Source organism: Ancrocorticia populi, from assembly GCF_003123745.1.
Taxonomy (GTDB): domain Bacteria; phylum Actinomycetota; class Actinomycetes; order Actinomycetales; family Actinomycetaceae; genus Ancrocorticia; species Ancrocorticia populi.
On sequence record NZ_QETB01000006.1, the window covers coordinates 70,930 to 93,952 of the forward strand.

Sequence of the window (23,023 nt, forward strand, 5' to 3'; positions counted from 1 at the left end):
TTAAACCGAAAGGTACTATGCGTCCGCGTTTTTCAGCGGCAGCCTTAGCGGCGTCGCTTGCACTCACCCTCGCGGCTTGCAGCTCTGACGATTCCACGGAATCTCCCTCGGCTTCAGCCAGCGCGTCAGAAGCCGCTCCCACGGAGGCCCCAACGGAGGCACCCGAGGTTGTTGAATCAGACGAAGGCATGCCAACTCTTGGGGAAGGTGATGACGATAACCCCGTCCTCGAATTCCCGGATGGCGACGCCCCTTCGGGCCTGCAGATCAGCGTAATCGAGGAGGGTAAGGGTGAGGAGATCACCCCCGACTCTCTGGTTGTAGCTGATTACGTAGGGCAAGTGTGGGGTAATGACGAGCCTTTTGATTCATCGTTTGTTAATGGCAGTCCGCTCCAGATTCCACTAAGCCAGCTCGTGACGGGATGGGGATACACGCTTTCCGGCCATCATGTTGGCGGCAAGTACATCATTTCCCTGCCTGCCGATTATGGATATGGGCCAACGGGCGGCAATGATTCCGCAGGAATTGGTGCTGATGACACGATCGCGTTCTACGTTGAGATTGAAGACGGCTGGAGTTCAGCGAGCACCGGTGAGGCCGATGCCAAGGTTGTAACGCCCGCAGAAGACCTTCCGGTGGCTATTGAGGGCGAGCCAGGTGAACCCGTCACCTCAGTCTCGGTGAACGAGGGCGAGTCCGAGCCAAAGGAACTCGGTGCAACCGTGATTGCCGAGGGAACTGGCGATAAGGTGCCAGGAGACGGATCAACGGTCTTCATTAACTACGCCGCCACGTCGTGGGACGGCGAGCTCTCGGAGAATTCTTGGACCGGAGAACCCGAGGAGCTTGCCGGTGCTCAGCCCGTAGTAATCGGTAGTGGAACAGTGTTTGACGAGCTCAAGGATGTTCCCGTCGGCTCGCGCGTACTCTTGATTATTCCAGAGTCTGATGGTGGCGAGGAGAATGTTTCCTCACCCGCAATGGCTGCCGTTGTAGACGTCCTCGGCTTCGGGGAAGCTGCTAGTTAGTAGTCCAAGTTTTGGAATCTCGAGGCATCGATTGGCCGGGGGCGGCAGAGTTCTGGCATGGCAACCAACGGAGATAATTCACTTAAACGGGGATTGCACTCACGTCATTTGACGATGATTGCGATCGGCGGAGCAATCGGAACAGGCCTTTTCGTAGCTTCCGGTGAAACTATCTCCACGGCCGGCCCCGGCGGTGCGCTAGTTGCCTACGCCGCAATTGGCCTGATGGTGTATCTGCTTATGCAGTCGCTGGGCGAGATGGCAACCTTCCTTCCGGTTGCTGGATCTTTCGAGGAGTATGGTCGGCGGTTCGTCAGCCCAAGCTTCGGGTTCGCGATCGGCTGGAACTACTGGTACAACTGGGCGATTACCGTGGCGGCGGAGCTTGCCGCGGCGGCTCTGGTGATGAAGTTCTGGTTCCCGGACACGCCGGGTTGGATGTGGTCGGCCATCTTCCTCACGATTCTCGTGACGCTCAACGCGCTGTCTGCGAGAGCCTACGGCGAAGGCGAGTTCTGGTTCGCGCTGGTCAAAGTTGTGACGGTCGTGGTCTTCTTGGTACTTGGCGTTCTCATGATCGTTGGGGTGATGGGAGGAAGCTCGCCTGGGTTTGAGAATTGGACTGAAGGAGAGGCGCCGTTTGTAGGTGGCGGTCTGGGCATCCTCGCTGTGTTCATGGTTGCTGGCTTCAGCTTCCAAGGAACTGAGCTGGTGGCCGTCGCCGCAGGAGAAGCTGAGCACCCCGAGAAGAACGTGCCCCGTGCCATTCGCACAATCTTCTGGCGCATCCTCCTGTTCTACATCGGAGCCATCATTGTGATCGGTTTCCTCGTGCCCTACACCGATCCGAATCTCTTGAAGTCCGATATCTCCGATATCTCCGTTTCTCCCTTCACACTCGTTTTCGATCGTGCCGGTGTGGCGGCCGCCGCGGCCGTGATGAACGCAGTAATTTTGACCTCGGTTCTTTCGGCGGGAAACTCCGGACTCTACGCCTCCACCAGAATGCTGTACGCCCTTGCGTGGCAGGGGAGCGCCCCGAAGTTCTTCAGGAGCACCAATTCCCACGGCGTGCCAATTCCGGCGCTCATTGCCACAACGGCCGCAGGGGCCATGTGCTTTATTTCTTCGCTTATCGGGGATGGCCAGGCTTATATCTGGCTTGTGAACGCTTCAGGATTGGCAGGGTTCATCACGTGGATGGGAGTGGCGTGGTCCCACTGGAAGTTCCGCAAGGCGATTTACGCCCAAGGCTTTGAGGTGTCCGATTTGCCTTACCGGGCCAAGTTCTACCCTGCCGGTCCGATCATCGCGCTTGTCATGTGTGCTGTGGTGATCCTGGGGCAGGGCTATGAGGCGATGTTTGGTGACCACGATTTCACCGCGCTGATCTCTAGCTACATCGGGCTGCCACTCTTCCTACTCCTATGGGGGATCCATAAGTGGAAGACAGGATCTGTGGGCGTCCGGCCCGAGGAAGCGAACCTGACGCGACCGCGGCAATAACCTGCCGTAAAAAAGCGCCTACCCGGAAAGGGTAGGCGCTTTCTCTGAGGTACTACTTAGCGGAGTACCAAGCCGTCCGTCTTGGCTACGGCGTTGGCTAGACGATCCGAAACATCCTGCCAGTTGACAATGTTCCAGATTGCCTTCACGTAATCCGCCTTGACGTTGAGGTAATCAAGGTAGAAGGCGTGCTCCCACATATCAAGCATGAACACCGGGGTCTGGGCCACGGGAACGTTTGCCTGCTGATCGAAGAGCTGGAAGATATTGAGCTTGCCTGAGATTGAATCGTAGGCAAGGACGGCCCAGCCGGAGCCCTGAATGCCCGTTGCTGCTGCCGTGAACTGTGCCTGGAACTTCTCGAATGAACCGAATGCATCGTTGATCGCTGCTTCGAGTTCACCCTCGGGGCGGCCGCCGCCATCCGGGGAGAGATTCTTCCAGAACACCGAGTGGTTTGTGTGACCGCCGAGGTTGAAAGCTAGGTCCTTGGAGAACTGGTTGATCTTCGAGAGATCGCCAGCTTCGCGGGCCTCAGCGAGGTTCTCAAGTGCGCTGTTGGCACCTGCAACATACGTTGCATGATGCTTATCGTGATGGAGCTGCATGATCTTACCGGAGATGTGCGGCTCGAGCGCAGAATAGTCGTAGGGAAGATCGGGAAGAGTGTAAATAGCCATCTATTCCTCCATGATGTTGCGGGTAGAAACCCTTTGTGAATTCCGAGATGGCGACCGTATGTGGCGGCGAGCACCAACTGGAACCTTCTCGTCCAGTATAGGGACCATTGTCCCCTAATGGCAGGGTCGCCACAGAATTAAGCCTTAAGCCAAGGTGTAGTGGCAGGCAGGTGATGCCGCCAGTCGAGTGTTGGCATCACTGCCGCTCGGAAATCGCTACTATGGAGGGGTGCCACAAGAGCTAACAATGACGCATCCCATGGAGGTAGAGATGGCAGAGGATCTCGTGCAGGAGCAAACAACAACCAACACGGTGAACGTGCTGGTGTGTTCGGACGATTCTGCCACACGCCGCGAGGTTCTTGCGGCCGTTGGCCGTAAGGCCGGTCCATTCCTCCCCGAGATTTCTTGGCAGGAGGCCGCGACACCAGACATGGCTCGCGCTTACACCGAACAGGGCAACTTTGATCTGCTGATTCTGGACGGGGAATCCCCGAAGCTGGGAGGCTTGGGCCTCGGCAAGATGATTCACGATGAGATTGACCCTGATATCCCATTCATCGTAATTCTTGGAAGGCCGCAAGATGAGTGGCTGGCACGATGGTCTGGCGCTGCCGGCTATGTGTCCTTCCCGATTGATCCGCGTGAACTTGCCGATAAGGTTGCAGGGATCCTGACCGATAGGCTTCGTTGATGCCGGAATTTACATGGGCAGGGCTCACATCCAGCCTGATCGATAGCGAGGATCTGTGTGCCGAGGCAACCGCGTGGGCGATGGATCGGGTGATGTCAGGGGAGACCTCGCCGGTTGTACTTGCCGGTTTCTTGACGGCGCTGGCAACAAAGGGTGAAACTCCTGATGAGCTTCGCGGCTTAGCAGACTCGATGCTTGGTCATGCCGTTCCGGTTAAGGCCGAGGGCCCGGTCCTGGATATCGTGGGTACAGGTGGGGACAGGCTGAAAACAGTCAATATCTCCACGATGGCCTCCCTAGTGATCGCTGGCGCGGGAATCCCACTCGTCAAGCACGGCAACCGTGCATCCTCCTCGGCATCGGGTTCGGCTGATTGCCTAGAGTCGCTTGGAGTTAACCTCCAGATGCCTGTGGAGGACGTGGAGCGTTGCTTTGCGGAGCTAGGCATTACCTTTATCTTCGCGAATGTGTTCCATCCGTCGATGCGGTTTGCAGCGCAGGCCCGCCGCGAGCTGGGTGTGCGGACAGCTTTCAACATCCTTGGCCCCCTGACCAATCCAGCGCGCCCATCTACCAGCGTGATCGGTGTGGCGGGCGAATCCCACGCACCCATCGTGGCTGGCGTTCTGGCCGAGCGGGGCACGAATGCGCTTGTGTTCCGTGGCCGTAACGGGATGGATGAGCTTTCAGCCGTAGTGCCCAATCAGGTCTGGGAGGTCCGCGGCGGCCGGATGCAGTTCTCAGAGCTTGACGCCGTGAAGGATCTCGGGCTTGCCCCTGCTTCAGTCGATGATTTGCGCGGTGGTGCGGCGGATGAGAATGCCGAGGTAGCTCGCCGGATCCTCGCGGGAGAGAAGGGGCCGGTGCGTGACGCCGTCGCCTTGAACGCGGCGGCCGGCTTCGTTGCTGATGGGAGCCTCCCGCGCGTTCATCCTGAGGACGGAACTCTGGCTGAGCGGCTGATTGCCGGGATCGAGATCGCCGAGCAGACGATCGATTCTGGGGCGGCGCGCGGACTTCTGGCTCGGTGGGTTGATTTCTCGGCGGGTGCAAGTGCCTGAAGGGGATGCTTCGCATCGGTTGGCGCGAGCGTTCGATAACCTGTTTGTGGGCCAGCGTTGCGCTGTTTCCTCACCGCAGGGGAGGTTTGCCCGCTCCGCGGAACTAATCGACGGGGCCCATCTAACGAGTGCGCACGCGGTTGGAAAGCATCTGTTCCTCGGCTTCGACGGTGGGCCCGTGCCCAGTTGGATCCACGTGCACTTAGGCCTGTACGGTTCATGGCGTTTTTCGGGTGATTCAACGTTCGTGGCGCCGGCGTCCATCGGGGCACCGCGCCGGGCTGTCACCACTCTGGCTGCGGATACGGGCGAGTGGATTCCACCTGATCCGGTGGGCCAGGTGAGGCTTCGGCTCCGCACGGCCCACGGCGTTGCAGATCTATCGGGTCCCAACCGTTGCGAGCTTCTCACTGACGAGGAGCGGATTGCTGCGGAACTGAAGTTGGGGCCAGACCCGTTGGGTCCCGATGCACGGCTAGCAGCCCCCGAATTCGTGCGCCGGGTCAAATCCCGCCGCCGAGCCATCGGGGAGCTCATCATGGATCAGGCGATCGCCGCAGGAGTTGGCAACATCTACAGGGCAGAGGGCCTCTTCGTCTCGGGAATCTCTCCGATGCGACGGGGCGATAGGGTCTCCGCGAACCGCATAACAATCTTGTGGGATCACCTCTGCGACCTCATGGAACGCGGCCTCGAAGGCGGGCGAATCGAGACTGTTGATCCACAAGATGCACCCGTTCCCCCACTTGAAGGGGATCTCGAAGCCTCACGATGGTACGTGTATCACCGCACCGGGCGGCCATGCCTACGCTGTGGTACGCCAATTAGTGAGAAGCTCATGCAGGGCCGCCGCCTCTTTTGGTGTGCGGGATGCCAGCACTGACAGCCCGCACAATCGCCTAGTCCAGGCCGATATGGAAGGCCTCGTCCAGCATTTCCTGCGAGTAGGTGCGGAATGCAAGATACGTGGTAATTCCAGTAACGCCCTTGACCTTGCCGATGTGATCGGAGATGACAGTGGCAAGATCCTCGTGCGCATTCACCCGCACGATGGCAATCACATCGTGATCGCCAGTGACGGAAAACGCCTCGGAAACTCCGTCAACCGCGGCGATCGCCTGCGCGGCCTCAGGGATCAGCGAAACGTCAACATCGATGTGAACAATCGCGGTGAGCATGGTGCCTTCTCTCATGTAGTGAATGTGCTGTCTCTAGTTTAGAGCAGGGAGCGGGATCTGCCGCGGAACTTGGCGCCGAGCCGGAGAACGCCGCGCTAGAGCCAAGGGACGCTCACCGTCCCACTTAAGAAGCCTCGTGTTCGGGCGCCACAACCATTTGAGGAGAATCTCCGATTCTTCGATATGGGCGGCCCCACCGGCGGTTTCTGGACGTTGCAACACGGGACAGCTTTCGGCGAGCCGCTGGGCAACGTCCGGCGGCTCCTCGCCCTTCTCGCAAATAGCCGTGCCCATGAGGCGCCCATACCGGATCACAGAGATCTCCCACCCGTGCTTTTCCCGTGCGGTGGCGATGATTTCTCGGGCGGTGAGCAGGGGAAGTAGCCGCTCCCTGCGCTGAGCAACGGACATAAGTGCGGCTAACCGATCCCTCTCTGTGGCTGCCTGCTCGAACCGTTCCTGTGAGGCAAGCATGCTCAAACGCTCAATCTGCGCGTCCCATACGGTATCGCAGTTGCCTGCGAGAATGTCCTGAACGCAAGAAACTGCGGCGGTATCGCTACCGGCACCGATGCACGGCCCGGCGCACTTGCCCATCGCGAGCAGATGGCACGCCGCGGCGCCTTGACTGGGAGTTTCAGGAAGCTTCTTGGTGCACGTGCGTAGGTTGGCGAAATCGCTGACAAGTTCGGATACCCGCTTTGCCTGACTAAGCGAAGAAAATGGCCCGAGTGCCGCGTCCATCTGATCGAACGATAGCCCGCGGGTTGCCTTCAAGCGTGGATGCGGCTCATCGGTGAGGGTAAGCCACGGCCGCTTCTCCGGATGCCGAGACCTCCGATTATACGGCGGATCGAATTCGGTGATCTCGCGAAGTTCCAGCACCGATGCCTCTAGCGCGGTGGCTGTAGATGTGGCTTGTACGGATTCGGCGATATCGACCATCTCCGCCATACGTTTGCGGTTTTCGGCCGCCGTGAAGTACTGACGGACACGCTTGTAGACGTTGATTGAGGTGCCCACGTACATGACATCGCCGCCGGGGCCGATGAACCGATAGACGCCAGGCGTGTGCGGCAGCCCGCTTGCCATGGCCGCCTTACGCCGCCGCGCGGCCGGCACCGGATCACTGGCCGTTGCAAGGTCCTCGATATGAGTGACTCCCAAGGGCCCAAGGCGGGCCAAAATCGCGTGCAGAACGTCCACTGTTGCTCGGGCATCATCGAGCGCCCGATGCGAAGGAGTGACTGCGGCGCCACACAGGCGGGCCAGGCTGCCTAGTTTGTAATTCGGGGTCTCATCCTTGGTGAAGGCGCGCCGAGCCAGCTTCAGAGTATCGGCAACTCGCACCTTCGGCCACGCCAGCTCCAGACCGGTTACAGCCGCCTTGAGGTGCCCGACATCGAACTTTGCGTTGTGCGCAACCAGCACCGTATCCGGCCCCTGTCCAACAAACTCGAGGAAGGAGGGCATTACGGCCGCGATATCGGGTGCCTCCATCACCATCCCCGTACTGATACCGGTAAGGGCGGTGATGTAGGGCGGAATGGGCACGCCAGGATTCACGAGCGTTGCGAACTCGCCTACGGTTTCACCCCCGCACACCTTGACCGCACCGAATTCCGTGATGGAGTGAGTAGCTGGGGCGCCTCCCGTTGTTTCAAGATCGACGACGACGAACGTCACTCTCTCCAGCGGTGTACCTAGGTCATCAAATGCCAACTGTGTGGATGCGCTCCGCACACTATCGAGATCAAGGCGTTTGCCTAGTTGGTCTGGCTGCCTCCTCATAGGCGCGCTCCGTCGTCGAACGGATCACGGCCGTGGGAAGACGTACCGAAGGCGGCCAAAGCACCCCATATAAAGCCAACTATTCCCAAAACTCCGGCAACAACCCCGCCGCCGGGAATCACTGAAAAGGCCATCAGGACGCTGATGGATAGGGCGACGGCACAGATGATCCAGAGGAGGGCAGAGTGACGCGAGCTGGGCGGAGCCTGTTTCTTACTAGCTCGCGCAACGGCCGCCACTTCGTCAAAAACGGCGTCTAACTCATCCTCCTCGTCTTCTTCCTCTTCCTCGGAAGGCGCCCAGTCCCGAGGCCCAAAGCCGGAGCTCTGGCGTGAATCCGGATCCTCCGATTCGGGCTCGGTCAGATCTTCGGGGGCGGGCTCGAGGTCAGATAGGTCTTCGGCAATCTCGGCCCATCTGCGCTCAAACTCTTCATCCTGCATAGGTCCTAGATTACCGTTGAGTACAATAGAAGCGGGCGTGACTACGCCCTCGAAATAATCAACGTTTGGAAGGTACACGATGACAGTCCGTCGCGTCGCACTACTTACCGCCGGTGGCTTTGCCCCCTGTCTGTCCTCCGCTGTGGGCGGGCTTATTGAGCGGTACACGGAAATTGCTCCTGATGTGGAAATTATCGCTTACCAGTACGGCTACCACGGGCTCCTGACAGGGAACTACGTCACCGTGACCGATGAGGCACGCAAGCAGGCCCCCATCCTTCACCGCTTCGGTGGATCGCCGATCGGTAATTCGCGAGTGAAGCTCACAAACGCCAAGAACCTCGTGGAGCGCGGCCTCGTCAAGGAAGGCGAAGATCCGCTGCAAGTGGCGGCTGAACAGCTACGCAAGGACGGCGTAGACGTTCTTCACACGATTGGTGGAGACGATACGAACACCACGGCCGCTGATCTGGCAGCCTACCTGCACGAGAATGACTACGAACTGACAGTGGTTGGCTTGCCCAAGACCATTGACAATGACATCGTGCCCATCCGTCAGTCCCTCGGCGCCATGACGGCGGCTGAAGAGGCGTCCGACTTTGCCCAGCACATCATCGGAGAGCACCGTTCCAACCCACGTATGCTCATTGTGCACGAGGTCATGGGCCGTAACTGTGGCTACCTCACCGCTCAGGCCGCCAACTACTACCACGAGTGGGTCAAGAAGCAGGAGTGGGCCCCGGCGCTCGGGCTCTCACAGGAACGTTGGGACGTCCACGCCGTGTATCTGCCGGAGATGGCACTGGATCTTGATACCGAGGCCGTTCGCCTGCGCGGGATCATGGATGAGATCGGAAACGTCAACATCTTCCTCTCTGAAGGTGCGGGTGTAGAAGAGATCATTGCCGAGAAGGAGGCCGCTGGCGAAGAGGTTGCGCGCGATCCGTTCGGACACGTCAAGCTCGATACCATCAACCCCGGCCAGTGGTTTGCTCAGCAGTTCGCTGAGAAGATCGGGGCTGAGAAGGTAATGGTTCAAAAGTCCGGCTATTTCTCCCGTGCCTGGCATGCAAACGCTGACGACCTGCGTCTCATCAAGTCCATGGTGGACCTCGCGGTTCAGTGCGCACTTGAGGGTACTCCTGGCGTGATTGGCCACGACGAAGAAAATGGCGACGTTCTCTCCGCCATCGCATTCCCCCGAATCAAGGGAGCCAAGGCGTTTGATATCGATCAGGACTGGTTCCGCGGGACCATGGCCGAGATCGGTCAGGAAGTTCACGCACACTGATTCAGTGGCCCCCGATCCAGAACACGGACCGGGGGCCAACTTGTTTTATTTGGCGATACACTCGTGGGCATGTTCGAAGATGCAGATGAGGAAACGCTGGCTGCCATTTCGCAGTGGCGTGAGAAGCCGGCACAGCACCAGCCCGCGTGGCCCGATCCCGCGGCCCTTGAAGATGCCGTTGCCTATCTGCGTTCACTTCCGCCACTCGTGTTCGCTGGCGAGGCTGATCAGCTGACGTCCGAAATGGCCGCCGCCTCCCGGGGTGAGGCCTTCGTGCTCATGGGTGGTGACTGCGCGGAGTCCTTCGCAGATTCCAGCGCCGATAGGATCCGTGCACGAATCCGCACAATCCTTCAAATGGCGGTTGTGCTCACCTACGGTGCTTCGGTGCCCGTGGTGAAGATTGGGCGCATGGCGGGCCAGTTCGCGAAGCCGCGCTCGAATCCCTTGGAGACGTTCGGGGGAGTGACTCTCCCGAGCTACATGGGCGATGCCGTCAATGGCTATGAGTTCACCGCTGAGGCTCGCACGCCGGACCCGCATCGGCTGGTAGAGGCATACCAGCGATCGGCATCAACCCTGAACCTTATGCGTGCCTTCAGCACGGGTGGCTTCGCGGACCTGACGGCCGTGCACGAATGGAACAAGGGGTTCATGGCCAATCCCGCATACGCTCGCTATGAGCAGTTCGCCTCGGAGATCGATCGCGCGATGAGGTTCATGCGCGCGGCCGGTGTGGATATGGACAATCTGAGAACGGTGGATTTGTACTCTTCCCACGAGGCGCTCCTACTGCCCTACGAAGACGCGATGACGCGAATCGATTCGCGAACCGGGGAGCCCTACAACACCTCGGCGCACCTGCTGTGGATCGGGGAGCGGACGCGCGATATCGGAGGCGCTCACGTGGAGATGCTCTCGCACGTGAGCAACCCCATCGGAGTGAAGCTCGGTCCCACAACTACCCCTCAAGATGCTCTTGCCCTAGTCGATAAGCTCAATCCGGAGGGTATTCCAGGCAAGCTGACCTTCATCACGCGTATGGGCGCCGGGAAGATACGTGAGGCGCTCCCGCCGCTCGTTGAGGCGATCCGCCAGGATGGGCGGCCCGTCACATGGGTCACGGATCCCATGCACGGCAACACCATCACGGCGTCGAACGGGCTGAAGACCCGCAGGCTATCCGCGATCGTAGAGGAAATTGACGGCTTCTTCACCGTGCATCAGGATCTCGGCACCCATCCTGGCGGTATCCACGTGGAGCTTACCGGGGGAGACGTGACCGAGGTGTTGGGAGGATCTGAAGAGATCAGCGAGGACGGGCTTGGTGAGCGATACGAGACGCTCGTGGACCCGAGACTCAACCACCAGCAATCTCTGGAAATGGCGTTCCTGTTGGCCGAGCAGTTGCGGGACGTTAGATTCTCCGTGTGGCCGTAGCTACATCACCGAGATCGTTATCTCGGTACCGGGGCTGGTGAGCGAGCCGCCCTCAGGATTCTGGAACCGCACAACGCCCAGTATGCCGCCGTAGAGTTCATCTACCTTTACCTCAAAGCCGGCGTCCTCAAGAGTCTCGATTGCGCTATCCTTCGATTCGAACGTGACATCAGGGACTTCGATTGGCTCGGGGCCCTTCGACACCGTGATCGAGACCTCGTCGCCTTTAAAGAGCGTGCCATCTTCGGGGCTCTGCGAGATCACAACGCCCTCGGAAACGGAGTCTGAGTATTGCTCCTCAACAGCGGCCGTTAGATTGGCATCTTCGATCGCGGCGATCGCATCGTCCTTTGATTGCTCGGTGACGTTCGGGACCTCGAACGGCTCGCGGCCCAAAGAGACCGTGAGAGTTAACGTGGTGGAGTGATCCACCGTGGAATCTGGATCGATGTCCTGAGAAATCACCACTCCTTCTTCAACAGTCTCGGAATATGCTTCCTCAGTTGCCATCTCCAAGCGGCTTTCGCCCAGTAGCGCCTCCGCCGCCTGAAGGTCCTTGCCGGTGGCGTCTGGGACCTTGACCTGTTCTATGCCCAGAGAAATCGCGATCGATACATCTGAGTCCGGGTGTATCCGGGATCCGGCGGACGGATTCGAAGAGATCACGTGATCAGTTGGCACGGTATCCGAGTATTGCTCGGACTCGTTAACGGTCAGGCCCTCGGCCTCTAATAGATCGTGAGCCTCGGCGGTGGTTTGTCCCGTGACATCTGGTACGGTCACGCGTTGGCCGGGACCGTCCAAGAAATACCATGCGGCGGCACCGGTTAACGCGATGAGAAGAACGATGATCGGGACGATCCAGCGGCGTTTGGTGCGGCTGGGAGCCGATGGCTGCTCTGCCGGTTCAGTGTTCAAGCGTGCCGTATTCATAGGCGCCGTCTTGGTTGTCAGCTCAGGGGTATCGATCAGTGTTGCGTTCTGGTGTGATGGGGGAACTTTGCCAATCACCGGGATGCGGCGTATGCCCGCCTCGGGAGGCACGGTCGGCAGCAGTGCACGAAGACTGGCGAGAGCTTCAGATCCATCCATTGGGCGGTCCTCAGGATTCTTCGCCGTCAAGGTAGCTATGAAGGAATCGACAGCGGGAGGCATCCATTCTGCTATTTCGCCCACGCGCGGCATTGGATCGTTGACGTGCATGTATGCCGTCCGGATGGGAGTTTCTGCCTGGTAGGGAAGTTCCCCCGTCAGTAGCTCGTAGAGCATGATGCCCACAGAATAAAGATCGCTCCGTGCATCACTCGCACCCTCGGTGATGACCTCGGGTGCGATGTACGCAACCGTTCCCATTGCCGTTGAAGATGCTGCGCTTGCGGCATTGACTGCCCGCGCCAACCCAAAATCAGTGACCTTGGCCGAAATCTCTGATTCTTCCAGAACGGTGGGTGCCGCGAGCGGCGCCGCTAGCATGACGTTTTCCGGCTTAACGTCGCGATGGATCAGGCCAGCATTATGGGCTGCGGCGAGCGCACAGAGCGTATCCTCAGTGATTCTGAGGGCGGTTCTGAGAGAGAAAGAGCCGAGTCGAGTGAGCTCCGACCGGACGTCGGGACCCGGAATGAGCTCCATGATGAGATATGCCTGAGAGCCCCAAACGCCCTGATCAAAAACTGAGACTGCATAGGGGCTCGAAAGGCGTGCAGCAGCGCGGGCTTCCTTATTGAATCGCTCTGTGAAGTTGGGTTGTTCGGCAAGGTGGGGGTGCATGAGCTTCATCGCGACGTCGCGTTCAAGACGCTTGTCACGGGCTCGGTACACCACCGCCATGCCGCCACCTGCGAGGCGTTCGGTTATAAGGTATCGGCCGTCAACAACCGATCCAATTAACGTTTCCTTCACAGAGCAAGGCTACAGCTAGTAGTTGGCTTGTGCCGCCTTGACCTTAGCAACGTAGTTCTTGGTATCGGGGTACATCCCGTACTTCCGTACGCCGCCCAGTCCCTGATAGTAACCGGCGATTCCCTGATCCTTTGAACTGGCATTGGTTTGAAGATACCTGATAATGGCCACGCCCGCTGTCGCGTTATCGTAGGGATCCAGCAGATTGAGTTTGCGCCCAACGAGCTGCGAAGCCCAATCGCCCGAGGACGGGATCACCTGCATGGCACCAATGGCGTTGGCGGGGGATACCGCGGACTGGTCAAAGCCTGATTCGACTTGGGCGTGAGCGAGGGCCAAGCTCGGATCCACTCCCATATTGACGGCTGTTTGCCGAATGATCTGCTGCATCTGCGCGCGGGAGGGCACCGAGCCTGACTTTAGCTGGTCCTTGTTGGCATTGGCTGCATTGGTTGTCGATTCGGGATAGGTGTAGCCGAGGAAAGTGTTGCCCACCGAGTTCTTGGAGCTCGAGGTCGAGGCGCTCGTGCTCCCGCCGATGGTGAGGACTTGGCCTACGTAGATGAGGTTGGGGTTTGAGAGGGAGTTGGATTTCTGTATCGCCGAGGTGCTGGTGTTGTACTTCTTGGCGATTGAGGAGAGGGTTTCGCCTGATCTCACGACGTGGCGTGAGCCGGTGCTTGTGGTCTTGGCTGGTGTGCTGCTCGCCTTGGAACTACTAGAGGTGGCCTTTGCGGACGAAGAGCTGCCGGGGATCGTGAGTTTCTGTCCGATCCGGATATAGCTTGTGTTTTTGATGCCGTTGGCCTTCGCGATGGCGGAGACGGAAGAAGAGTGCTTCTTGGCTATACCCCAGAGTGTGTCGCCAGACTTCACGGTATACGTGGTGGCCTTTTTGGCGGTGGGCGCAGATGCCGGCTTTGCCGTGTGTGTTGCGACTACGTTGAGGTGCCGCGCTGCGCGATCGGCGGAAAGAGGCACGGTATTTTCGGGTACGGCGTTGGCTGCGGGTGCAAAAAACCCGAAGGCGGTTGTTGCCGCGAGAGCGGCACCCGTTGCGCGGACTGTTCGTGAGCGCTTGTTCAAGATTCGACCTCCGAGTTGTTGCACGTGTGCTTCTTGAGTTTGCTGATTCCAGTGATGAAAATGTTACAGGAGTGACAATAGCGTTTTTCCCCAGCAGTTTCTAGGTGTGATTACAAATGGGGGCTGCAGACGGCGCGTCGGTTAGGCTTTGTATTGTGAATACACACCCTGAAAGTGAATGGTTGACAGTGCCGGACGTGGCGGAGCTCCTAGGCGCACGCTTGCGCGATGTCCGGGGGCTGATACATACCCGTGACTTACTGGCCGTCAGGACTGCTGACACAAATGTCGTGATCGTGCACCGTAAGGAACTCATTGAGGTAGACGGTCAGTGGATACCGTTACCGTCACTTCGTGGCACGGTGACCGTGCTGGAAGACGCAGGCTTCACGGATGCCGAGGCCATGGAGTGGCTGACCAGCGAGAATAGTCTTCTGGGTGAAGAACCAATCGACATGCTGAGAAAAGGTGACGTGCACGCCGTGCGACGTGCCGCAGCTCTGGATGTTGGTTAGGCTATTCGGCCAGCCAGTTCATGCATGAGGTTGGCTAGAGTCTGGATTCCGTCGTCGTTCCCATCCAAAGTCTGAAGTAGCAAGCGAGCCTCATCCTCGCGGGCCAAAATCATATCCTCGTGCTCGGAACGGGCACCGCAGGAAATAGCGAGTGTCCGTAGCTGGGAGATATCCGCATCCGAGAGAACAGTTCCTAGCCGCGAATCCAGCCAGTCTCGGCGGGCACCAGCCTTTTCGCGGATGAGAGCGAGCAGGATCGTCCGCTTGCCCTCGGTGATATCGCCGCCGGAGGGTTTACCGGTTTGGGATGGTTCGCCAAAGATTCCGAGATCGTCGTCTCGCATCTGGAATGCCTCTCCCAGTAATCCGCCAAGCTTTCGAAGCTGGGAAATCAACTCGTCCGATCCACCTCCCAATTGGGCCCCGATCACGAGCGGTAGTTGCACCGAATAGTTGGCGCTCTTGTGCCGTAATACGCTCAATGCGGAGGCGATGGCGTCTTGGGAACGATCCAGCGGCTGTTGCTCGGCGCGGATATCCAAGTACTGCCCGAAGGCCACTTCGGTGCACATAGCCTGAAACTGGCGGAAAGCCGTGGTGCCCTCACGAGGAGTCACCATGGCCGCGGCCGCCTGAAACTCCTTGCTCGCTTCAGACAGAAGAAGGTCGCCTAGCACAATGGCGGACGCGCGCCCAAAATCCGCAGGTGAATAGAGCCAGCGGCTCTCCGTATGAAGATTCGTGAAAGCTACATGGGCGGCCGGGTTGCCCCGTCGGGTCGGTGAATCGTCTATGACGTCATCGTGAACTAAAGCGGAAGCCTGATAAAGCTCGATGGCGGAACCGGCTGTGGCAGCTGGATCGCATGCGGAAGTGGTAGCCAACTGGTATCCGGCCAAAACGAAAGCGGCCCGTGTGCGTTTGCCGCTGTTCAGAAGGAGGCGGGCGGGAGCTAAGAACTCTTCGTGAGGGACCTGATCAAACTCCTCTTGAACTAGCCAAGTCAGCGAATCTATCGACTGGGCCAGCCGCTCTTCAACGAGGACGCGAAATTCGGGCAACGTGAGATCCATACCGCTCAGCTTATCGACAATGACGCGACGGTTTCCCCAACTTGCGTTTGTGTGGCTTTTGTCCACAGGGAGGGAAACGTGCCGTGTGCCCCTCCGGCTCGGCAGCTTGAATTGTCACATGGATACTTTGACACTGCATAGGCCAAGTGAGGCCCTCATACTTGTTCCGCATTTCATCGGGTTTCGCCCGCATCACCACATGGTGTTTCTTGGCCTAGATCAGCGCGAGACGCACTCGGATGATGAGCGTGTTGCAATGGGTCCCGTTATGGTGCTCGATACTGATGAATTTGGAATCGAACCCGAAACGGGAATCCTCTTGGCGCGAACGGTCCGCGATTATCGCGTTACTCGCGCTGTGCTAGTTCTGTACTGTGAAGACCTGCTTCAGGGCTTCGACTACTTCAAACGCGCCTTCGCGAATACTTGTGCCATGGCGGGGGACGCCATGCGATCGGAGCCGGGCGGGTTCTTCGAGTGCTTTGTCGCTGATGGCGATAACTGGGCGGCGTTTACGGGGGAGGATCTTGAGCTACATCCTTGGAGCGAGCTTGACGCATCACCTGCTGCGGCCGCGATGGTTTACGCGGGGAGCGCTCCGCCGGAGGAACGCCCAACGTATGAGCTTGTTCGCCGGGGCCACGATGCGCGAAAGCAGGCGTGCGCGGCGGGTGAGGAATGGCTGACCGCTAATCGCGGACAGCTCATAGCCCGGGGCTCAACGCTCTGGGATGAGCTCATTGCGGACTGGGAAGATCCTGGCCATCGGGAGGGAATCAATAGAGATGTTGCCCGCTTAGGGCGCGCCAATGCTGCTCTGTCCGTTGTGGGCGTGCGGGACAGAATCTTACTGTGGTGTACCAGTCCGGACCGGAGAGTGGCAGAGATGAGCGAGGAGCAATTGCTTGATGGATACTCCGAAACAGCCGTGGCACCGGTGCGCGTCACTCACCTTGAGAATATGGTTGAGCTTTTGGAGGAATGCGCGAAAGTTGCCGATCTCGATGATCCCGCGGCACTCTCGTGTGCGGCGTACTGCCTGTGGTGGTATGGGCAGAACACTCGGGCGGCGGAGCGCCTGCTCGAAGCGATGGAAGCTGACCCGAATTATACTCTGGCCGAATTGCTCTTAGACGCAGTAAACGCTGCAATCTTGCCACTTTGGCTGACTGAGACCGAAGAGGAATAAAACTAGTGCCGAATTTGATGTGAGAATTGTCGCGAGGCGGGGTAGATTCATAGTGTGATGTCGGGCTCAACGGTGAGCTGGGCATCACCTAGTGGAATTCGAACTCACGGAGGAAGAATGACTGGGCTTCTGGAGACTGCCCTTACTAACACGCATCGGCTCCTTGATGCCACCCTCACGGATTTTGCCGGATGGTCCATGCCTCTGCGGTACAGCTCTGATAGGGCCGAACATGCAGCGGTACGCGAGAGTGCAGGAATCTTCGATCTTTCCCATATGGCACAACTCGAGGTAGAAGGGCCCGGAGCAAGCGATGCTCTGGACGCCAGCTTTGTTACTCAACCATCAAAGATGACGATTGGAAGGGCCCGATACACCCTTATTCTGACGGCAGATGGAGGCATTATTGACGATCTGATCGTGTATCGGCTCTCTGAGGCGTCCTATCTGGTGGTGGCGAATGCGGCGAACAGGCTGGTGGTGCGCGATGAATTGGCGTCGAGGGCACGAGCTGTTGGCGCGGAGGCTAGCATCACGGATACCACTCTCCATCGTGCTCTGATCGCAATCCAGGGGCCCCGATCCACGGAGATTGTGCGTGAGCTATTGCCAGAATCCGAGCACGAACTCTTCGATAGCCTCGGCTACTACAGGGTTTGTGATGTTCACGTCGAAGGACCTGTTCGCCTAGCCCGAACCGGCTACACGGGGGAGACGGGCTATGAACTGATGATGCCTGCTTCCCAAGCGGAAGCGGTTTGGGACCGTGCTACCGAGATTGGACGCGAACGTGGTCTTACCCCTTGCGGACTCGCATCTAGGGACACGCTCAGGCTTGAAGCGGGAATGGCGCTCTATGGGCATGAACTCAACCGGGATCTCTGCCCGGCGGACGTAGGACTTGCCAACCTTGTGAAGGATCACCAGTTTGTAGGGCGCCAAGCGCTCGGCGGGCGCGAGCAAGTGTGGGACCTTTATGGCCTTGTGGGAGAGGGCAAGCGTGCAGCCCGCGCCGGCTGCACTGTCAGCCGCGCTGGCGAAGAGCTTGGCGAAATCACATCAGGCGTTCTCTCCCCAACACTCGGCCATCCGATTGCTCTGGCGAGGTTAAGGCCGGGACTAAGTGCTGGTGATTCGGTCAGTGTTGACGTCCGCGGCAAGACCCACGAAATGCGCATCACCCAGCTCCCTTTCTATTCCAGAACCCGCAGTTAACCTCACCTACTTATAAGGAGAATGCCATGACCTATCCAACTGATCGCATGTACTCGCAGGATCATGAGTGGATCACCGAAGGGGAAACGGCCCGCGTGGGAATCACGGCCTTCGCCGCGCAAGCCCTTGACGAGGCCGTTTACGTAGATCTCCCAGAGGTTGGTGCCGAGCTCACCGCTGGGGAGGCTTGCGGGGAAATCGAATCCGTCAAGTCGGTCTCTGACCTCATCGCGCTCGCGAGCGGGACCGTATCTGCAATCAATGACGCGGTGGTGGATGACCCGAAAATTGCTACTGACGATCCCCACGAGAACTGGCTCTATGAGATGGCAGTCACCGAGCGCGGCGAGCTAATGGATAGTGCCGCATACGACGCGTTCATACAGGAGCAATAATGATGAGCGATTTTGCAAGCAGACACGTTGGACCGCGCGGGCAGGATCGCGAACTCATGTTGGGTTCCGTAAAGGTGCGGGACCTTGACGCTCTGGTGGCGCGCGCGATGCCAAACGTCATCTCCACCCCGCCATCGGCGAAAAAACTGCCGAGCGCTGCCACCGAGGCCGAGGTTGCTGCAGAACTCACGGAAATCGCAGCGAACAACACGATCCGGACCTCGATGATCGGTCAGGGCTTTTACGATACGGAAACGCCAGCCGTGATACGGCGGTGCGTCCTAGAGAATCCCTCGTGGTACACGGCATACACCCCGTACCAGCCGGAGATATCGCAAGGAAGGCTCGAAGCCTTGCTCAACTTCCAGACGATGGTGAGCGAGCTGACGGCCATGGATATCGCGGGCGCTTCTCTCTTGGATGAATCCACGGCGGCGGCCGAGGCCATTGCGCTCGCGGCCCGAACCACGAAGCGGCAACGAATCGCCGTTGACGAGGATCTGTTCGCCCAGACGCGGGCGGTGATTGAAACGCGTTGTCACGGGCTGGATATCGAGATCGTTCCAGTAAGGGTTGATAGCGCGCTTGACCTTGAGGGATGCGCGGGATTGCTTGTACAGTACCCCGGCGCTACTGGGCGAATGATGACAGCCGCTCAGTATCGCGGACTGGCTGATTCGATCCACCGTGCGGGCGGTCTGTTCATCATGGTTGCCGATCTGCTGGCCTGCTCCATCGTGACGCCACCCGGGGAACTAGGGGCCGATATCGCCGCCGGGACTGCTCAGCGGTTTGGAGTTCCCATGGGTGGGGGCGGACCCCATGCCGGGTATATCGCGTGCCAAGAAAAACTAAAGAGGAATCTTCCGGGACGAATCGTTGGGGTCTCGCGCGATAGTCAGGGTAATCCTGCCTACCGGCTAGCTCTGCAAACGCGAGAGCAGCACATACGCCGGGAGAAAGCCACTAGCAATATCTGTACCGCCCAGTCGCTCCTAGCGATCATGGCATCGATGTACGCGGTCTATCATGGCCCAACGGGGCTCCGGTCCATCGCCGAGCGTGTCCACGGTCAGGCGCGTGCGCTTGCATGCAACCTCTCTAGCCTTGGCGTGCGCATCCGATACACCCGGTTCTTCGATACGATAACCGCCTCGGTCCCGAATAAGGCAGAAGTCATCCGTGCGGCGCTCCTCGAGGAGAACATTACGGTGTTCCTCGTGGATTCGGATACTTTGCGCATCTCAACGGATGAATGCACAAAGGATGAAACGCGTGTGAGCGTTGTTCGCGCATTTTCCCGGGTCATTGAGGGTACCAATGAGCTTGTAGATATGGACCAATTCTCCTTAGGGGAGGAAATTCGTCGAAGCAGCGATTTCCTGCCGCAGGCCACGTTCCACCGGTATCACTCAGAAACCGAGATGATGCGGTACATGCACAGGCTCGCGGAGAAGGACTATGCATTAGACCGAGGAATGATCCCGCTCGGCTCATGCACGATGAAACTGAATGCGGCCGTGGAAGTCTCTGCTATCTCGTATAGCGGCTTCGCCCGAATTCACCCGTTCGCCCCTGAATCGGATCGGCTGGGATACCGCCGCCTCACCCAAGATCTAGAGGCATGGCTTGCAGAGATCACGGGGTACGATTCGGTCAGTCTACAACCCAACGCTGGTAGTCAGGGCGAGTTCGCTGGACTACTTGCAATACGTAGATACCACGACTCAAAGGGAGAGAAGGGCAGGCGCATCTGCCTCATTCCCGCGTCCGCTCATGGAACAAACGCGGCCTCGGCTGTGATGGCGGGATTCCGAGTTGTTGTTGTAAAGACGGCAAAGGATGGCTCCATCGATCTGAGCGACTTAACACAGAAGATCGAGGATTTCTCTGGGCAGATCGGCGCGATCATGCTGACCTATCCGTCTACGCATGGCACATTCGAGCCCCAAGTAGTTGAAGTGACTGATCTGGTGCACGCGGCGGGCGGGCAGGTTTACATCGATGGCGCCAACCTCAACGCGCTTGTGGGCTATGCGCGGCCGGGCGCTTTCGGCGGTGATGTGTCCCACCTGAATCTCCACAAGACGTTTGCGATCCCCCACGGCGGCGGGGGGCCGGGCGTCGGGCCTGTTGCCGCAAAGTCCCACTTGGCCCCGTTCTTGCCGGGGTTCCCAGGAGGGTCGCGCCATGACTGGCCCGGATCGGGAGCGGTATCTTCCGCGCCATACGGATCGGCCAGCATCCTCCCGATATCGTGGGCATACATTCGCTTGCTTGGACTCGAAGGGTTACGGGAAGCAACAGCAACCGCTGTCTTGGCCGCCAACTATGTGGCTGCCCGGTTAGAACCCTCAATTCCTGTCCTCTATCGGGGACCGGGAGGATTCGTGGGGCATGAGTGCATTCTGGATGTTCGTCCTCTTAAGGAGAAGTACGGCGTAACCGTTGACGATGTGGCAAAGCGCCTGATTGATTATGGTTTTCACGCGCCCACCATGAGCTTCCCCGTGGCGGGAACACTGATGGTTGAGCCCACGGAATCGGAGAGTCTCGAAGAGCTGGATCGGTTCTGTGATGCGATGGAGTCCATTGCAGAAGAAGCCTCCCGCGTCGGAAGCGAATGGCCGGCGGACGATAATCCGCTTCAGGGCGCACCCCATACTGCCCATTCGCTGCTTGTGGGCGGATGGGATCATCCGTATTCGCAGGAAGTCGCGGCCTATCCAGATGCGTTGATCGCCCGAAAGAAGGGGCGCGATCCCGAGTATGTGCACCGCCTAATCGAAAGCAAGTACTGGGTGCCGGTTGGACGAATTGATGCGCCTTGGGGTGACCGGAACCTGCAGTGCTCCTGTCCGCCACCGGAAGCGTTCGAGGATTAGCCGGCGGACTTAGCGTGATCTTGTTCCCATGAATCAATCTGAACTCGTGGGAACAAGATCGAAGGCTCGCGCGTTGACCATGATGTGCTGGAATACGCCCAGCGCCGGTATGATGATTGCCGCTCGTTCTGCTCCCATCGAAAGGTGACACGTGGCCACGAAGTCTGCGACTCGCAAGACTGCTCAGACAGTTGAGGAAGAAAAGGTGGAGACACCTAAGAAGAAGCCTTCGACCAAGCGCAAGACTGCCGCCAAAAAGCCAGCAACGCGCAAGAAGGCTTCCGCCGATCCTGCCGAGGAGGTGGAGACCAACAGCGCCCCCACGCCTGATGATCTCAATGACGTGGAGCCAGATGAGGATGTGGATACTCAGGCCACCGATGAGGCTGATGAGACGGACGCCGAAGGTACGGAGGATTCCGATGAGGAAACGTCTAAGCCCAGTCAGGTGAAGCTTCCCAAGCTACGTACGGAGGAGCCCCCTCTGAGTCGTAAGGGTGCATTCACGGTTACTGATTCGGATGAATCAGATGAGCCGGCGGTTCGTGTGCACGTTGCGGGAGCAACGGCAGATCCCGTCAAGGATTACCTCAAACAAATCGGCAAGGTGCCGCTGCTGAATGCCGCGGAAGAGGTTGAACTCGCCAAGCGTATTGAGGCGGGCCTATATGCCGATCACATTTCGAAGTCCGGCACCCTTGATCCGAAGGATGACCGCCTGTACCTGCGTGAGCTCAAGGCGATTGCGCGTGATGGCCAGCAGGCAAAGAACCACCTTCTTGAGGCGAACCTCCGCCTCGTTGTTTCGCTCGCCAAGCGCTACACCGGCCGTGGCATGCTGTTCCTTGATCTGATTCAGGAAGGCAACTTGGGTCTGGTTCGCGCGGTCGAAAAGTTCGATTACACGAAGGGCTACAAGTTCTCCACGTACGCAACTTGGTGGATTCGTCAGGCCATCACACGTGCTATGGCGGATCAGGCCCGCACCATCCGTATCCCAGTTCACATGGTGGAAGTGATTAACAAGCTCGCTCGCGTTCAGCGCCAGATGCTCCAAGATCTCGGCCGCGAACCAACCACCGAGGAGCTTTCCAAGGAACTCGATATGCCTGAGGAAAAGGTGATCGAGGTCCAGAAGTACGGCCGCGAACCTATTTCACTTCACACCCCGTTAGGTGAGGACGGCGATTCCGAGTTCGGCGATCTTATCGAGGATTCCGAGGCCGTTGTGCCTGCGGATGCCGTGGGCTTCACACTGCTCCAAGAGCAGCTCCATCAGGTTCTCGATACGCTCTCTGAGCGGGAGGCTGGCGTGGTTTCCATGCGCTTCGGCTTGACCGATGGCCAGCCCAAGACCCTCGACGAAATTGGCAAGGTCTACGGTGTAACGCGTGAGCGGATTCGCCAGATAGAGTCCAAGACGATGTCCAAGCTTAGGCACCCAAGCCGATCGCAGGTTCTGCGCGATTACTTGGAGTAGTCACACCTCACGTTGGAAAGCCCCACCGGTTGATCGGTGGGGCTTTTTATTTCCAACGACGACGGTTTGCTCGTCGTTCCGTATTTATTGATGCTGTTTGGGTGTGTTTAGGTATTGTGTTTCGAATGGTCGTTCGGTAAACTAGGGGTAGAACAATCATTCGGACAT

Annotated in this window: 20 protein-coding genes; 13 read left to right on the plus strand and 7 right to left on the minus strand. The window is 58.6% G+C overall.

Going from position 1 to position 23,023, the window contains the following annotated elements; translation table 11 throughout:
- The first annotated feature begins 17 nt into the window (after positions 1 to 17).
- Positions 18 to 1,031, plus strand: coding sequence for an FKBP-type peptidyl-prolyl cis-trans isomerase (locus DD236_RS10865; protein ID WP_109094426.1), 1,014 nt, complete (start codon positions 18 to 20; stop codon positions 1,029 to 1,031).
- A gap of 57 nt (positions 1,032 to 1,088) precedes the next feature.
- The gene (locus tag DD236_RS10870; protein WP_207785801.1) at positions 1,089 to 2,537 is read left to right on the plus strand and encodes an amino acid permease; all 1,449 of its coding nucleotides are present in this window, start codon (positions 1,089 to 1,091) and stop codon (positions 2,535 to 2,537) included.
- Between the two features lie 56 nt (positions 2,538 to 2,593).
- Here DD236_RS10870 and DD236_RS10875 read toward each other — a convergent pair whose 3' ends face one another.
- A complete protein-coding gene (locus DD236_RS10875) occupies positions 2,594 to 3,217 on the minus strand; it encodes a superoxide dismutase (RefSeq protein ID WP_109094427.1) in 624 nt (207 codons plus the stop codon).
- A gap of 271 nt (positions 3,218 to 3,488) precedes the next feature.
- On the opposite strand from DD236_RS10875, the gene DD236_RS10880 reads away from it, so the two are divergent.
- Genes DD236_RS10880 through DD236_RS10890 form a run of 3 tightly spaced genes read left to right on the plus strand, consistent with a single transcriptional unit; the run spans position 3,489 to position 5,855 of the window.
- The gene (locus tag DD236_RS10880; protein ID WP_165819905.1) at positions 3,489 to 3,911 is read left to right on the plus strand and encodes a response regulator; all 423 of its coding nucleotides are present in this window, start codon (positions 3,489 to 3,491) and stop codon (positions 3,909 to 3,911) included.
- Positions 3,911 to 4,972 carry an anthranilate phosphoribosyltransferase gene (gene trpD / locus DD236_RS10885; protein ID WP_109094429.1) on the plus strand — a complete coding sequence of 354 codons (1,062 nt, stop codon included), beginning with the start codon at positions 3,911 to 3,913 and terminating at the stop codon, positions 4,970 to 4,972. Before DD236_RS10880 ends, trpD begins: the two co-directional genes overlap by 1 nt.
- The gene (locus tag DD236_RS10890; RefSeq protein WP_109094516.1) at positions 4,965 to 5,855 is read left to right on the plus strand and encodes an Fpg/Nei family DNA glycosylase; all 891 of its coding nucleotides are present in this window, start codon (positions 4,965 to 4,967) and stop codon (positions 5,853 to 5,855) included. Before trpD ends, DD236_RS10890 begins: the two co-directional genes overlap by 8 nt.
- Positions 5,856 to 5,871: 16 nt before the next feature.
- Here the strand turns inward: DD236_RS10890 and DD236_RS10895 are convergent, their stop codons facing one another.
- From DD236_RS10895 to DD236_RS10905, 3 genes are read right to left on the minus strand one after another with little or no spacing between them, the layout of a single operon-like run.
- Positions 5,872 to 6,165: an Lrp/AsnC family transcriptional regulator gene (locus tag DD236_RS10895; RefSeq protein WP_243410297.1), complete on the minus strand. Its 294-nt coding sequence runs from the start codon at positions 6,163 to 6,165 to the stop codon at positions 5,872 to 5,874.
- An 18-nt stretch (positions 6,166 to 6,183) separates the two neighbouring features.
- Complete coding sequence (locus DD236_RS10900) at positions 6,184 to 7,941, minus strand: DEDD exonuclease domain-containing protein (protein WP_109094431.1); 1,758 nt, start codon at positions 7,939 to 7,941, stop codon at positions 6,184 to 6,186.
- A complete protein-coding gene (locus DD236_RS10905; RefSeq protein WP_133246098.1) occupies positions 7,938 to 8,384 on the minus strand; it encodes a hypothetical protein in 447 nt (148 codons plus the stop codon). The genes DD236_RS10900 and DD236_RS10905 overlap by 4 nt, the downstream gene beginning before the upstream one ends.
- Before the next feature lie 79 nt (positions 8,385 to 8,463).
- On the opposite strand from DD236_RS10905, the gene DD236_RS10910 reads away from it, so the two are divergent.
- Positions 8,464 to 9,675: a pyrophosphate--fructose-6-phosphate 1-phosphotransferase gene (locus tag DD236_RS10910; RefSeq protein WP_109094433.1), complete on the plus strand. Its 1,212-nt coding sequence runs from the start codon at positions 8,464 to 8,466 to the stop codon at positions 9,673 to 9,675.
- A 69-nt stretch (positions 9,676 to 9,744) separates the two neighbouring features.
- Positions 9,745 to 11,115: a class II 3-deoxy-7-phosphoheptulonate synthase gene (locus DD236_RS10915; RefSeq protein WP_109094517.1), complete on the plus strand. Its 1,371-nt coding sequence runs from the start codon at positions 9,745 to 9,747 to the stop codon at positions 11,113 to 11,115.
- Here the strand turns inward: DD236_RS10915 and pknB are convergent, their stop codons facing one another.
- Together pknB and DD236_RS10925 are read right to left on the minus strand one after the other, a co-directional pair.
- A complete protein-coding gene (gene pknB / locus DD236_RS10920) occupies positions 11,116 to 13,017 on the minus strand; it encodes a Stk1 family PASTA domain-containing Ser/Thr kinase (RefSeq protein ID WP_109094434.1) in 1,902 nt (633 codons plus the stop codon).
- A gap of 15 nt (positions 13,018 to 13,032) precedes the next feature.
- Positions 13,033 to 14,127, minus strand: a complete 1,095-nt coding sequence (locus tag DD236_RS10925) for a lytic transglycosylase (protein ID WP_109094435.1) — start codon at positions 14,125 to 14,127, stop codon at positions 13,033 to 13,035.
- A gap of 131 nt (positions 14,128 to 14,258) precedes the next feature.
- On the opposite strand from DD236_RS10925, the gene DD236_RS10930 reads away from it, so the two are divergent.
- On the plus strand, positions 14,259 to 14,618 hold the full coding sequence (locus DD236_RS10930) for an Rv2175c family DNA-binding protein (RefSeq protein WP_243410298.1): 360 nt from the start codon (positions 14,259 to 14,261) through the stop codon (positions 14,616 to 14,618).
- Here the strand turns inward: DD236_RS10930 and DD236_RS10935 are convergent.
- A complete protein-coding gene (locus DD236_RS10935) occupies positions 14,615 to 15,691 on the minus strand; it encodes a polyprenyl synthetase family protein (RefSeq protein WP_109094437.1) in 1,077 nt (358 codons plus the stop codon). The two genes, DD236_RS10930 and DD236_RS10935, sit on opposite strands and share 4 nt — an antisense overlap.
- A gap of 118 nt (positions 15,692 to 15,809) precedes the next feature.
- Between DD236_RS10935 and DD236_RS10940 the strand changes: the two genes are divergently transcribed.
- The 5 genes from DD236_RS10940 to DD236_RS10960 all read left to right on the plus strand — a co-directional run bounded on the left by DD236_RS10940 (position 15,810) and on the right by DD236_RS10960 (position 22,855).
- Complete coding sequence (locus tag DD236_RS10940) at positions 15,810 to 16,880, plus strand: DUF4192 family protein (RefSeq protein ID WP_165819906.1); 1,071 nt, start codon at positions 15,810 to 15,812, stop codon at positions 16,878 to 16,880.
- Between the two features lie 117 nt (positions 16,881 to 16,997).
- Positions 16,998 to 18,095 (plus strand): glycine cleavage system aminomethyltransferase GcvT, encoded by a 1,098-nt coding sequence (gene gcvT, locus DD236_RS10945; RefSeq protein WP_109094439.1) that lies wholly within the window; start codon positions 16,998 to 17,000, stop codon positions 18,093 to 18,095.
- 26 nt (positions 18,096 to 18,121) lie between these two features.
- Complete coding sequence (locus DD236_RS10950; protein ID WP_109094440.1) at positions 18,122 to 18,490, plus strand: glycine cleavage system protein H; 369 nt, start codon at positions 18,122 to 18,124, stop codon at positions 18,488 to 18,490.
- A complete protein-coding gene (gcvP, locus tag DD236_RS10955) occupies positions 18,490 to 21,375 on the plus strand; it encodes an aminomethyl-transferring glycine dehydrogenase (RefSeq protein WP_243410299.1) in 2,886 nt (961 codons plus the stop codon). Before DD236_RS10950 ends, gcvP begins: the two co-directional genes overlap by 1 nt.
- Positions 21,376 to 21,526: 151 nt before the next feature.
- Complete coding sequence (locus DD236_RS10960) at positions 21,527 to 22,855, plus strand: RNA polymerase sigma factor (RefSeq protein WP_165819907.1); 1,329 nt, start codon at positions 21,527 to 21,529, stop codon at positions 22,853 to 22,855.
- Positions 22,856 to 23,023: the final 168 nt, after the last annotated feature.

Bases quoted from the DNA above. Each gene is read 5' to 3' on its own strand.
- DD236_RS10865 (WP_109094426.1), top strand. From the start codon at position 18: ATGCGTCCGCGTTTTTCAGCGGCAGCCTTAGCGGCGTCGCTTGCACTC.
- DD236_RS10870 (WP_207785801.1), top strand. From the start codon at position 1,089: ATGGCAACCAACGGAGATAATTCACTTAAACGGGGATTGCACTCACGT.
- DD236_RS10875 (WP_109094427.1), bottom strand. From the start codon at position 3,217: ATGGCTATTTACACTCTTCCCGATCTTCCCTACGACTATTCTGCGCTC.
- DD236_RS10880 (WP_165819905.1), top strand. From the start codon at position 3,489: ATGGCAGAGGATCTCGTGCAGGAGCAAACAACAACCAACACGGTGAAC.
- trpD (WP_109094429.1), top strand. From the start codon at position 3,911: ATGCCGGAATTTACATGGGCAGGGCTCACATCCAGCCTGATCGATAGC.
- DD236_RS10895 (WP_243410297.1), bottom strand. From the start codon at position 6,165: ATGAGAGAAGGCACCATGCTCACCGCGATTGTTCACATCGATGTTGAC.
- DD236_RS10900 (WP_109094431.1), bottom strand. From the start codon at position 7,941: ATGAGGAGGCAGCCAGACCAACTAGGCAAACGCCTTGATCTCGATAGT.
- DD236_RS10905 (WP_133246098.1), bottom strand. From the start codon at position 8,384: ATGCAGGATGAAGAGTTTGAGCGCAGATGGGCCGAGATTGCCGAAGAC.
- DD236_RS10910 (WP_109094433.1), top strand. From the start codon at position 8,464: ATGACAGTCCGTCGCGTCGCACTACTTACCGCCGGTGGCTTTGCCCCC.
- DD236_RS10915 (WP_109094517.1), top strand. From the start codon at position 9,745: ATGTTCGAAGATGCAGATGAGGAAACGCTGGCTGCCATTTCGCAGTGG.
- DD236_RS10935 (WP_109094437.1), bottom strand. From the start codon at position 15,691: ATGGATCTCACGTTGCCCGAATTTCGCGTCCTCGTTGAAGAGCGGCTG.
- DD236_RS10940 (WP_165819906.1), top strand. From the start codon at position 15,810: ATGGATACTTTGACACTGCATAGGCCAAGTGAGGCCCTCATACTTGTT.
- gcvT (WP_109094439.1), top strand. From the start codon at position 16,998: ATGACTGGGCTTCTGGAGACTGCCCTTACTAACACGCATCGGCTCCTT.
- DD236_RS10950 (WP_109094440.1), top strand. From the start codon at position 18,122: ATGACCTATCCAACTGATCGCATGTACTCGCAGGATCATGAGTGGATC.
- gcvP (WP_243410299.1), top strand. From the start codon at position 18,490: ATGATGAGCGATTTTGCAAGCAGACACGTTGGACCGCGCGGGCAGGAT.